The sequence below is a fragment of the Desulfatiferula olefinivorans genome, assembly GCF_054657895.1.
Window position 1 is genome coordinate 26,436 of the sequence record NZ_BAAHXV010000027.1, and the last position, 12,421, is coordinate 38,856.

Sequence of the window (12,421 nt, forward strand, 5' to 3'; positions counted from 1 at the left end):
ATGCCGAACATCGAGTCCATTCTTGAGAATTTTCAGTTTCAGGTCGCGGAGATTGAAAGCCAGGTCAGACTGACCCTCAGCCTTTTGAAAACCGGTGATGTCAAACTCCTGGACAAGATCAACTCCAAGGATGATTACATCGACAACCTGAAAACCAACATTGAGAACCTTTGTTTTTCCTATATTAACCGGGTCCATGAAAAATCAGCCATCGATCGTGTCCGGGCCATCCACGGCATCTGTGTGAACCTGGAGAGGATCGGTGATTTCTGCGTCAATATCGCGCGGCAGACCAAATACCTCTCGCGATTCGAATTCATCGGCCGGTTCGATCATGATGTCATGTTCGATCTGATTATCAAAAGCCTGGGACTCGTGATCCCCTCGTTTCAAAGCCGGGATCTGGCCAAGGCTCTTGAGATCTGTCACAGTGAGCTTCATCTGGATACCATGTACAAATCCGGTTTCGACCGGCTCATGGACAGCATGCACCAGTACGACAGGGCCGTGATGATGACGTTTCTTGAAGAGATCGCATCGGATCTGAGGAGTTGTGACACCCCGGAAACCTTCTCCCTGTTCAAAAAGGATTTCGAGCGTGGCAACATGTATCAGGCCATGATTGACCGCGTCCTGGCCCGCGTGCACGGGGACCACTCCCTGGGGGATCATATCACGGCGATTTTCATTTTCCGTTATCTGGAACGCATCGGAGATTCCCTGCTCAATATCGGCGAAGCTCTGATTTTCTCTATCATCGGCGACAAAATCAAAATCAGGCAGTTCGAGGCCCTCGAAAAAACCCTGGGTGAATCCGGGTTTGAAGGAACCCTTCGGGATATCGATTTCAGGGCCATTCTGGGCTCCCGGTCCGGGTGCCAGATCGGAAGGGTCCAGGCGGACCAGGCCGCCTACAAGGCCCAGGGCATCTTCAAGACGGGCAGCCGGTCGAAGATCAGGAAGGAAAAGGAGAATATCGAAACCTGGTCCCGGCTTTATCCGGGGCTCACCCCGAAGGTGTATGGCTATTACGAACGCGATGGAAACGCGTCGATGCTCGTTGAATTTCTTTCCGGCCATTCCCTGGACGAGGTGGTTCTGGGCGGAGACCGGGAGCGGATCGGTCAGGCCGTATCCATATTGGGCCACATGCTCGGCCGCATCTGGCTGGAAACGAAAAAGGAAGGCTCTTTGCCCTCTGAGTTCATGGCTCAGCTTTCGTCACGGCTGGATTCCGTGCTGGCCATCCATCCGTTTTTTTCAAGGAATGCCCAGAAAATCAATTCCCTGTCCATCGCATCGACCTTGGAACTGATCGAGTACTGTCATCAGGTGGAACAAACGGTATCAACGCCCTTCACCGTTCTGCTCCACGGGGACTTCAACATGAACAACCTGATTTACGATCATGTCAACCAGCACATTCATTTTATCGATCTGTACCGGTCCAAAGAGGGAGACTACGTTCAGGACGCCTCGGTGTTTCTGATCTCCCATTTCAGACTTCCCTTTTTCACGAAAGAGCCGCGTCGGATACTCAATGAGATGACCGGCTATTTTTATCAGGTATTCAAGACCTTTGCCGCCGAAAACGGCGATGCCACGTTTGATATGCGCATGGCCCTTGGCCTTGCCCGTTCTTTTTTCACCTCCACCCGGTTCGAAACCAACCGGTCCTTTGCACGGCACATGCAGATGAGGTCCCATTACCTGATGGAAAAGATAAGAGCCCATGGCGACAGGACTCCGGAGGACTTCATCCTTCCGGAACACGTTTTATTTTATTAAATGCAAGGAGTCTAAAGACATGCCCAGAATAGGCGTCATCGGAACTCCCGGGGGGTGGTCGTCGGAATTACTGGCCGATACCGTAGGCCGCCTGACGGGTTTCCGCCTCCTGATCGACATGGAGAATATCGTCCTTGACCTTGAGACGGGTCGTGTGATGCTCGGGGATCTGGATCTGTTCAGCCTCGATGGCATGATCGTCAAGAAAATCGGTGCCTGGTATTCTCCCGATCTGCTCGATCGGCTCGAAATCCTCCGGTTCATGGCGGAAAAGGGGCTTCGGATCTGCTCATCCCCGGAAAAAATTCTTCGGGTCATCGACCGGTTGAGCTGTACCGTGACGTTGTCGGCGGCCGGAATTCCCATGCCGCCCACCATCGTGACAGAGAGTGTGGACGAGGCCATGGGGGCTGTCAAGCGCTTCGGCAGAGCCGTTTTCAAGCCCCTTTACAGCACAAAAGCCAAGGGTATGTGCATCATCGAAAACACCCCGGACGCCCGGGATCGGATCATGGCGTTCAAAGCCGAGAATTCGATCATGTATATCCAGGCCATGATCGAGCACAACGGCATGGATCTGGGGATCACTTTCCTCGGAGGTCGTTACCTGACCACCTATGCCCGTTGCGGCAACGGGAATTCCTGGAACACCACCACCCGGTCCGGGGGAAGGTATAATCCTTTTTCTCCCGACAAAGACCTTGTCGATCTGGCATGGAAGGCCCAGAATCTTTTCGGCCTTGATTTTACCTGCGTGGATGTGGCGCTGACCCCAACGGGGCCCGTCGTGTTCGAGGTTTCCGCCTTCGGAGGGTTCAAGGGCGTCATGACCACAAGCGATATCGACCCCGCCGAACGATACGTGAACTATGTTCTGGAGGCCCTCTGATGAGTGACAATACGATTCTGGTCAGCGATTTGATTGAGCGGGTGCGTTCCCGCCATCCGGCCCTATGGGCGATCGACCTTCGGTTCGGTGATTGTACGGTCCACGTTCAGGCGAACCGGAGGGACATTGTCGACGACCTTTCCGGCTACTGCCGTCCCTTTGTCGTTGAATCATCCCGTCCGAACATTGTCATCTCGGTCCATGAAACCGATGAGACGGATACGGGTCTTCGCTATGCTCCGAGAGAGCCGGACCCGGGCAAGGCCAAGGTCAAGGAAGAATATGCCGACACCCCTGACGGGCGGGTGGTTCGCAAATGCCTGACCGGGATGGTCTTCGTATTCGGCGGCGGTGAACACCTGGCCATGGGGCCTTGTCTTGCCAACATGAATCAGGTGGTGAACTTCATCAACAACCGGTACATCGAATGGATGCTGTGCCGGGGCTGCCTTCTGGGCCATGCCGCCGGTGTGGAATACCGGGGCAGGGGAATGGCCCTTGCCGGTTTTTCCGGGATGGGTAAATCCACCCTTTCCCTGCATATCATGAGCCGGGGTACACGGTTCGTCAGCAACGACCGGTTGATCATCGAGGAAAACGGCAAGGGGCTCATCATGAACGGGGTTGCCAAGTTGCCCCGGGTCAACCCCGGAACGGTGTTGAACAACCCCGATCTCGCGTCGGTGATTCCGGACGACGAACAAAACAGGTTACGGCAGATTTCCCCCGCCGATCTCTGGACCCTCGAACAGAAATACGATGTGCCCATCGACCGTTGCTTCGGGGAGGACCGCTTCATCCTGAGGGCGCCCATGGAACATCTGGTCCTCCTCAACTGGACACGCAGTGATCAGCCGATGACGGTTCGTCCCATCGATCCGGCCCAACGCAAGGAGCTTTTGCCCGCATTCATGAAAACGCCGGGACTGTTCATTCATTCGGTTGAGGGATGCAACCTCCTTGAGGGTGACGCGGATACCTATGCCCACTGGCTGTCCCGATGCCGGGTCTGGGAATTTTCAGGGGGCGTCGACTTCGACAAAGCCACCCATATCTGCCTTGACATTCTCCGGGGAGAGCGGGAGTGAAAATCAGGATCACCCGAATGGTGACGCTGCCCGATCCGATCCGCATTGCCCGGTGCCGGAAAAGCCCCGAGCTTGGTCCCAAAATACTGTTTTTCAGCGGCGGCTCCGCCCTGAAGGATGTGAGCCGGGTTCTGATCGAATACACCCATCATTCCATCCATATCATCACCCCCTTCGATTCCGGAGGATCGTCGGCCCTGTTGCGGGAGGCCTTCGGCATGCCCGCCATCGGGGACGTGAGGAACCGGCTGATGAGCCTGGCGGACCGAAGCCTTATGGGCAACCCCCAGATTTTCGCACTGTTTGCCCATCGTTTTCCGAAAAAGGCGAACGGCGCCGATCTCCGGGTTGAACTTGAGTCCATGGTTTCGGGCCGGCATCCTTTGGTGGCCGGAATTCCCGATCCCATGAGGAAAATCATCCGCAACCATCTGCATCTGTTCACGGCCGCCATGCCCGGGGACTTCAATCTTCAAACCGCCAGCATCGGGAACCTGATCCTTGCCGCAGGATACCTGAACAACCAGCGCCACATCGACCCCGTGATCTTTATTTTCTCCAAACTCGTTCATGTCTGCGGAACGGTGCGCCCCGTGGTGGCCAAATCCCGTCACCTGGGCGTTGCGCTTGAAAACGGCGATGTCATTCTTGGGCAACACCGGTTTACGGGCAAGGAAACACAGCCGCTCCAATCGAAGATCAAGCGCCTTTTCCTGAATTCAGGCCTGGACGAGGTCAATCCCCAGCCGGTGTTCATCCGGAAAAAAGTGGCCGCGCTGATTGCGGAAGCCGAACTGATCTGCTATCCCATGGGCAGTTTTTATTCCAGCCTGATCGCCAATTTTCTTCCGGGTGGCGTAGGCAGGAGCATCAGCAAAAATCCCTGCCCCAAGGTTTTCATCCCCAATCCGGTGGAAGACCCCGAGCTTTTTGAAACAAGCCTGATGGACCAGATTATCACCCTGATCGACGTGCTGAGACGGGATGATCCCGCCCGGATCGGCATTTCCGATATCCTGAACTATGTGATCGTGGATACAAGCAGGGGGCGCTACCCCGGCGAGCTCGATCACGACCGTCTCTCGGCATGGGGCATCGGTGTCATCGACGTTCCCCTGATTACCCGGGACGACGGTCTCATTGACGCCCACCGTCTGGTGCCGATCCTTTTGTCACTGGTATGACGGTTACAAAAAAACACATCAACACAAGGAGATGATCCATGAGCAAACAATCCGTAAGCATCGAAAAGAAACTGGGCCTTGGCGAAGCCATCACCTATCTGGAAGACCTGGTGACCAGCCTGAAAGTGGGGAAAATCGAGGTGGTTGAGAACGAAGAAAAAGTGATCCTCTGTCCCCCCGCTGTCCTGAACCTTGAAGTGGAAGCCAAGATCAAGAAGGACAAACACAAGTTCGCCATGGAACTTTCCTGGAAAGACCGGACGCCCGACGCCGCCCCCGAAGACGAAGAAGCCGCTGCCGAATAAACCCTTGAGACGGGGTCTGGTGTTGTTCAAGAAAGGCACCCGTGAATAACGTTGAGACACCGTCATCCGGCGATTTGAATGCAGATACGGAACAAGCCTTGGATTCTGATGATGATTTGCGCTTTGGCGCCGACAGCAAGGTCGGCATGGGGATTGCCGCGGTGCTTGCCGGGATGGTGTTTGGCGGTGTGGCGGTTGTCCTGGCCTTCTTCACGTCGCCGGGGCAGGTGGTTGCCGATCCCGTCACTTTGGGTTTTTCCGGTATCGCGCTGTTGTCGGTGACCTCCGGCCTGGTTCTGATCCGCTATGGCCGTGAGCAGTGTGTCATTCTGGGCCGGGAGACCGTTACCGTCAGGACCGTTGTCTCCAGACGCCGTATGGGTATTGCCGATATCGTTCGATTGTCCCGATCCAATGACAGAACCGTGCTGACCGGAGGGCCGAAAAGCCGGCCCCGTACCGTGGTGATCGACGATTCTTTTTTCTCAACCTTCGATGAGCGGAAACGGTTTCTGGAGCTTCTGGAGCAACGAACCGGATGTCGGGTGGATGACGGAAGAATTCTCGGCCTCTGGTCTCTGGATACGGACCGGACCCTGGAAGTGTGGGCAAAATCGGGATTGTCTCACGGTAAGGGAAAAAACGTTGGCGGTATCGGGGCCAATGTGGAAAGAATGATTGACGGTCTGACACTTGATGTCACCGAGTCCTCTTTCGTGATCACTTTGAACTCCGAGCCGCGAATCTGGCCGTTTCAGGTCGTCTCATCGACGCGCAGGATGGTGACGTTAAACGTCCAGGCAGGACAATCTGCAACCCGTGTCAAGGCAAGGATCGTGGATGGGGCCTTTCTTGCCATGGAATCAGAACCACCCCTTATCGAGCCCTTCCCCCTTTTGGTATGGAGACGTCCGTCTTATCTGTTGCAGGAGAAATTGGAATGAACACCCGGAAAAGTTGTGCACAAGTATTGATTGGCGTATACGTATTGTTATTAGTCGGATGCGCAAGCATCCCATTTAAGGAGAGTGTTGAAATGAACAGTCATTCCACGTTTAGCCATACAACAGGTCGCCTCGTTGTGAGTGCCGACGCCGAGATTTACGTCGAGGAAATCGGGATCTCCGATGGTCCCGTCCTGATCATGCTGCATGGTGGCTTCGGAACCATTGAGGACTTCAATACGATTGCGCCTATCCTGTCTCGTCATTTCAGACTGATCGGGATCGACAGCCGTGGACACGGACGGTCAAACCTTGGAAGCGCCGCCCTTTCCTACAAAACGCTGACGGATGATCTTATGGCGGTGATCAATGATCTTGATCTTCAGACATTTAACCTGTTTGGTTTCAGCGATGGCGGTGTGGTGGCCTATCGTTATGCGGCCGGGAAGGATAATCGGCTCCAGAAAGCAGTAACCGTGGGGGCAAGCTGGGAAATGAACGAGAACGAACCCTGCTGGGAGATGATCTCCGGCATGACCGGCGAGGCATGGAAGGGGATGTTCCCGGAAAGCTACGATACCTATATGCGCCTGAACCCTGAACCGGATTTCGATACGTTTTCCAGGAACGTTGTAACCATGTGGACAGACCTGTCTGCGGATGGGCATCCCGATAAGAGCGTGCGCGATATTGCCTCAGATATGTTAGTGATTCGCGGGGACAATGATTTTCTTACCAATCTTGAGAGTATGGCCCGATTGAAATCCATGAACGAAAAAGTGAACTTCTTGAACGTTCCTTTCGCTGAACATGTGGCATTTGACGACTCGCCGGAGATCGTTCTTCGTGCCATGGGAAAATTCTTGGGTGTTGAGTTGAAATAGAACTGCCGGTTATCCCTTGCACCCGTGAAGCAACGTTCGGGAAAACATGTTCATAGCTCAGATCCGCTTGTCTGCATTCACTATTTAGACGCCCTGACGGGTCCTTTGGATACGACCGTCTGGGCGGTCAGAGCCGGGTCATCGATGCTGCGGGCATCAGGACCTTTGCCTGTCACCCGGATTTTCAAACGCCGTAAATTTAAAAAACTGGTTTATGTATAAAGAACGAAGGATATCAACTATGATGATCTCGTAAAAAGTAAGTTTTTGGACGGCTTCGGAAAATGTTCGAGATCAAAGCTTGCGAATCCCGAGGAATGAGGCTTACTTAAGGTAAGCCGCAGTGACGAGGGCTGACGCGTAACGCAGATATCGGACATTTTACGAAGCCGTCAACTATGAATTCGTTTACCGCAGTCATTCACAAAGAGGATGATCTTTATGTTGTCGAATGCCCCGAGCTTTGAACGGTCAGCCAGGGGGAGAATATTGAAGAGGCGATCAAGAATCTTCAGGAGACAACGGGGTTGTATCTGGAAGCGTTTCCTTTAAAACGGACCTAAAGGGTTTTTTTATCAGATTAGGGCACCCATGTTGTCATGCGAAAAGATGACAAGGGCTGTGTCAGCCCCCTTCACAAAAGCCTTGCCGTTGTAAACCTCCGAAGCGCAATCCGTCAGGCCGGTATCAGTGTGGATGAGTTTGTTGAGGCCTACAATAAACAATAAGACGCAGTTAAAAAGAAAAAAAGGAATTGAGCCGGTTCTCCGAGAAAGTTTGCGTGTTCCCTGTTTCCAATAGTCAAGGTCTTTCGCGCCCGGTTTCTCGACGGACTGAATACGATAAACCTTCCTGGCCCCAGAGGCGCCCGGCCCAATGGGTTGTGGATTGCAACAGCGTGAGGACGGGTATCACCGCACTGAAGTCCCTGCCCCGGATTCGTTGGGCCCCCTTGTCATATCTGAATTTATGTATTGTTTGAAGCGCCTGTATGGGTTAAATTTCCATAGGATTTTATGATAGGGGGGCACGTGGTGCGCATTCAATGGGTTTTGGCGACCGGTTTTTAATGAATCGGTTCGAACGTCGTTAAGGATTGAAAACAGGTCCGAGCCCTGCCCCTGTTTCTTGCTGAACAGTGAACACGGAAGATGGGAGTGTCGCGCTTGCAGATGCTGCGGGATGTGTACGTTCGTTCGACGGATACCATGACAGGGGATGCCGGGTTATGAAAAAAATGCTGGTTTTTGAGCGTCAACCGCAGTGGCGGCAATTTCTGGAGGACGTCTTCAGTCCCTTTGGGGAAATTACTTTTGTTTCAAGCGGGCCTGCTTTCGTCAAACAGGTTGAAGCCGTCCATTACGATGTCATCGTTCTTGATCTGGGGTCGGATATCGAAAAACGGTTGGCCCTGATCGATGAGATCAGACGCAGGGGAGCGATTGCGCCGGTGGTCGTGACCAGCGAGGCCGATCATACCGAAACCACGGTGCGTGCGATCAAGGCCGGGGCTTATGATTTCGTGGTCAAGCCCTTTTCCGATGTGCGCATCCGGCATGTGGTTCACCATGCCCTTGAAACCCGGAGCCTGAAAAATGAGATCGATTATCTGAGACGGCAGCAGGACGTGGTGTATGACTTTGACAAAATCATTTCGGTGAGCCCTGCGTCACAGGCCTGCATCCGGACACTGAAAAAATTCGCGTCATCGGACCTGTGTATTTCAATCAGCGGCGAAACCGGTACGGGCAAAAGTTTTTTGTCCGGCGCCGTCCATTTCAACAGCCGGCGGCGGAAAAAACCGTTTATCAAAATCAATTGCGCCAACATCACGGAAAATTTTCTGGAAAGCGAGCTGTTCGGCCATGAAAAAGGTGCGTTCACCGGCGCCGACAAGCTTCGGATCGGGCGCTTTGAGCAGGCCGACGGAGGGACCCTGTTTCTGGATGAAATCGGCGAGATGAGCCTGAACCTTCAGGCGAAGCTCTTGCGGGTTCTTGAAGAACGAACGTTTGAACGCTTGGGCGGCAGCAAAACGGTCTACGCCGATGTCCGTCTGATTGCCGCGACCAACCGTAATCTCGAGAAGATGGTCGAAGAGGGGAGTTTTCGTGAAGATCTGTATTATCGGATCAACGTTCTGTCCATCGACGTACCGCCGCTCCGGAATCGGATCGAGGATATCGAGCCGCTCTCGATGCTTTTGCTCGCCAAGGCCCTTCGAACCGTGAACAAGCGCATTGACGGGTTCTCGCCGGAGGTGATCGATTGTTTCAAACGCTATTCATGGCCGGGTAACATCCGTCAGCTGGACAATACGATTCAGCGTGCCGTCATGCTTGAAGAAAGCCGGATTATCCGGCGTGAAAACATCCTGACGCCCGAACCGCTAAAAGCCGTTGAATCCTTCGTGTCGCAGCGGCCCCAGAGTCCCTCGCCCAGGGGCGACTCGGAAGAGGCGAGGATCATCAAGGCCCTCGAAACCTGTCTGTGGATACAGAAGGATGCGGCCCGCATTCTCGGAGTCAGTCCGAGGGTGCTCAACTATAAAATCAAAAAATTCAACATTTCCCATCCCCGGTGGCGGAAAAATCGATAAATGTAATTCCGGTTACATGTATGTAATTTGAATTACATGACAGTAATTGGCGTGTCGGGACGGGGTTGACGTCGGTGCACCGGCGCTCCCTTCAACGATGGCGCGATCGGTCGATGCCCATGCTTTGTCGGTGCCGGGGCCGTTCTGGCATATCCCTTGCTGAAATATCATCATGACGCGGCAAAAAACGTCGGCGTGGCCGTTGTTTCAGCCGCATCATTCAGTCACAGTCAGGTGGGGGAGCCATGCAACATAATCGTATCCGGTATTTTCTGGTTTTTCTGGCGTTCGTATCGTTACACAGCCTTGCCTATGCCAAGGGAAAGCATCCAAACGAATCGCACCGGCTCAGAATCTTCAATGCCGCCGCGAATGTCGAGACCGGTATGATGTACATCAACGGTGAGAACTTCGGCGAGTCTCAGGACGTCTGGCTGGATGATGATCGCCTGGAGGTCCGGTTCGCCAGTGACGACTATATTGAAGCGGTCCTTCCGGAAGGCATCGACGCGGGCACCTATCGGCTGGTTGTCGAGAGAAACAGGGCTAACGGAAAGCATAAAAAACACGGAAAGCACTGGAAGGACTGGATGCAATGGAATCATGCCTGGCTGTTTGAATGGGGTGATGAAGGCTCCTGTGACTGGATGGACCGGATGGATATGACCCTTGGCGCCGTCGGTCCCCAGGGGATAGAGGGTCCCGAAGGCCCCCAGGGTCCCAAGGGCGACACCGGACTTCAGGGTCTTACCGGTCCAATGGGTCCCGAGGGACCTAAAGGCGACACCGGTGCTCAGGGTCTTACCGGTCCGATGGGTCCCCAGGGTCCCAAGGGCGACACCGGACTTCAGGGTTTTACCGGTCCAATGGGTCCCGAGGGACCTAAAGGCGACACCGGTGCTCAGGGTCTTACCGGTCCGATGGGTCCCCAGGGTCCCAAGGGCGACACCGGACTTCAGGGTCTTACCGGTCCGATGGGCCCCCAGGGTCCCAAGGGCGACACCGGACTTCAGGGTCTTACCGGTCCGATGGGCCCCCAGGGTCCCAAGGGCGACACCGGACTTCAGGGTCTTACCGGTCCGATGGGTCCCCAGGGTCCCAAGGGCGACACCGGACTTCAGGGTCTTACCGGTCTGATGGGCCCCCAGGGTCCCAAGGGCGACACCGGACTTCAGGGTCTTACCGGTCCGATGGGTCCCCAGGGTCCCAAAGGAGACACCGGTGCTCAGGGTCTTACCGGTCCGATGGGTCCCCAGGGTCCCAAGGGCGACACCGGACTTCAGGGCCTCACCGGTCCAATGGGTCCCGAGGGACCTAAAGGCGACACCGGTGCTCAGGGCCTTACCGGTCCAATGGGTCCCCAGGGACCGGCGGGTGTAAAGGGTGATAAGGGTCCCCAGGGGCCTAAAGGAGACACCGGTGCTCAGGGTCTTACCGGTCCAATGGGTCCCGAGGGACCTAAAGGCGACACCGGTGCTCAGGGTCTCACCGGTCCGATGGGTCCCCAAGGTCCCAAGGGCGACAACGGACTTCAGGGTCTTACCGGTCCGATGGGTCCCGAGGGACCTAAAGGCGACACCGGTGCTCAGGGCCTTACCGGTCCGATGGGCCCCCAGGGACCGGCGGGCCTAAAGGGTGATAAAGGTGATAAGGGTGAAATCGGTCCCCGGGGGCTTGCGGGTCCCGTTGGTCCCCAGGGACCGAAAGGTGATACCGGTCTTCAGGGTCCAATGGGTCCTCAGGGGCCTAAAGGCGACACCGGTGCTCAGGGCCTAACCGGTCCCATGGGCCCCCAGGGTCCCAAAGGCGACACCGGTCTTCAGGGCCCCAAAGGTGCGACCGGCCCCCAGGGTCTTGTTGGTCCTGCGGGCCCCCAGGGTCCCAAGGGCGACACCGGACTCCAGGGGCCTGCGGGTGTGAAGGGCGACACCGGTGCTCAGGGTCTTACCGGTCCTATGGGCCCTCAGGGTCCCAAGGGCGACACCGGTCCCCGGGGTCTTGTTGGTCCTGCGGGTCCCCAGGGTCCCAAGGGGGCCACCGGGCTCCAGGGCCCGGAGGGTGTGAAGGGCGACAAGGGTGATCCGGGTGAAATGGGTCCCCGGGGCCTTGCAGGTCCCGTTGGGCCTAAAGGCGATACCGGTGCTCAGGGTCTTACCGGTCCCATGGGCCCGCAGGGTCCCAAAGGCGATACCGGTCTTCAGGGCCCGGTGGGGCCTCAAGGGCCTAAAGGCGATACCGGTCTTACGGGTCCCGCCGGTCCCCAGGGCCCCAGAGGTGCGATCGGCCCCCAGGGTCCGGCGGGTGTGAAAGGCGATCAGGGTGACAAGGGTGATACGGGTGAGATGGGCCCCCAGGGCCTCGCAGGTCCCGTTGGTCCCCAGGGTCCCAAAGGGGCGACCGGCCCCCAGGGCCCGGCCGGAGAAAAAGGCGATCCGGGTGCACCGGGCCTTTCCGGTTATGAAATGGTGTCACGAAGTACCTCGGCAACGCTGCTTTCCTTCGGCGGCAATGCCTGCGAACTGACGGTGTCGTGCCCGTCGGGGAAAAAGGTGTTGGGCGGCGGGGGAAAATCGGATTATAATGGAAACCTGTTGTCCGAGTCCTATCCGGCCGTCTCGGGAAACGGATGGACGATAAAATATTCAAATCAAACCGCATACACCCGGACGGTCAACGTGACCGTCTATGCCGTCTGCGCGGAATGCCAGTGATACCGGCCTGCTGAGTCCGGGTCTGTCGG

Annotated in this window: 11 protein-coding genes; 9 read left to right on the forward strand and 2 right to left on the reverse strand. The window is 55.8% G+C overall.

The window, feature by feature from the left end; translation table 11 throughout:
- The 8 genes from ACYQ11_RS16450 to ACYQ11_RS16485 all read left to right on the forward strand — a co-directional run bounded on the left by ACYQ11_RS16450 (position 1) and on the right by ACYQ11_RS16485 (position 9,681).
- On the forward strand, positions 1-1,788 hold the full coding sequence (locus ACYQ11_RS16450) for a PhoU domain-containing protein (RefSeq protein ID WP_459924904.1): 1,788 nt from the start codon (positions 1-3) through the stop codon (positions 1,786-1,788).
- A 19-nt stretch (positions 1,789-1,807) separates the two neighbouring features.
- Positions 1,808-2,677: a GAK system ATP-grasp enzyme gene (locus ACYQ11_RS16455; protein ID WP_459924905.1), complete on the forward strand. Its 870-nt coding sequence runs from the start codon at positions 1,808-1,810 to the stop codon at positions 2,675-2,677.
- On the forward strand, positions 2,677-3,765 hold the full coding sequence (locus ACYQ11_RS16460; RefSeq protein WP_459924906.1) for an HprK-related kinase B: 1,089 nt from the start codon (positions 2,677-2,679) through the stop codon (positions 3,763-3,765). Before ACYQ11_RS16455 ends, ACYQ11_RS16460 begins: the two co-directional genes overlap by 1 nt.
- Entirely contained in the window at positions 3,762-4,949 is a 1,188-nt protein-coding gene (locus ACYQ11_RS16465) for a GAK system CofD-like protein (protein ID WP_459924907.1), read from the forward strand. The genes ACYQ11_RS16460 and ACYQ11_RS16465 overlap by 4 nt, the downstream gene beginning before the upstream one ends.
- A 38-nt stretch (positions 4,950-4,987) precedes the next feature.
- On the forward strand, positions 4,988-5,254 hold the full coding sequence (locus ACYQ11_RS16470) for an amphi-Trp domain-containing protein (RefSeq protein WP_459924908.1): 267 nt from the start codon (positions 4,988-4,990) through the stop codon (positions 5,252-5,254).
- A gap of 98 nt (positions 5,255-5,352) precedes the next feature.
- Positions 5,353-6,198, forward strand: coding sequence for a hypothetical protein (locus ACYQ11_RS16475; protein WP_459924909.1), 846 nt, complete (start codon positions 5,353-5,355; stop codon positions 6,196-6,198).
- 92 nt (positions 6,199-6,290) lie between these two features.
- Positions 6,291-7,082, forward strand: a complete 792-nt coding sequence (locus ACYQ11_RS16480) for an alpha/beta fold hydrolase (RefSeq protein WP_459924910.1) — start codon at positions 6,291-6,293, stop codon at positions 7,080-7,082.
- Positions 7,083-8,310: 1,228 nt separating this feature from the next.
- Positions 8,311-9,681: a sigma-54-dependent transcriptional regulator gene (locus tag ACYQ11_RS16485; RefSeq protein WP_459924911.1), complete on the forward strand. Its 1,371-nt coding sequence runs from the start codon at positions 8,311-8,313 to the stop codon at positions 9,679-9,681.
- Between the two features lie 296 nt (positions 9,682-9,977).
- On the opposite strand, the gene ACYQ11_RS16490 is transcribed toward ACYQ11_RS16485, so the two are convergent.
- The gene (locus ACYQ11_RS16490) at positions 9,978-11,189 is read right to left on the reverse strand and encodes a hypothetical protein (protein ID WP_459924912.1); all 1,212 of its coding nucleotides are present in this window, start codon (positions 11,187-11,189) and stop codon (positions 9,978-9,980) included.
- 264 nt (positions 11,190-11,453) lie between these two features.
- Positions 11,454-11,900, reverse strand: coding sequence for a hypothetical protein (locus ACYQ11_RS16495; protein WP_459924913.1), 447 nt, complete (start codon positions 11,898-11,900; stop codon positions 11,454-11,456).
- An 84-nt stretch (positions 11,901-11,984) separates the two neighbouring features.
- Between ACYQ11_RS16495 and ACYQ11_RS16500 the strand changes: the two genes are divergently transcribed.
- Positions 11,985-12,392 carry a hypothetical protein gene (locus ACYQ11_RS16500; RefSeq protein WP_459924914.1) on the forward strand — a complete coding sequence of 136 codons (408 nt, stop codon included), beginning with the start codon at positions 11,985-11,987 and terminating at the stop codon, positions 12,390-12,392.
- Positions 12,393-12,421 lie beyond the last annotated feature (29 nt).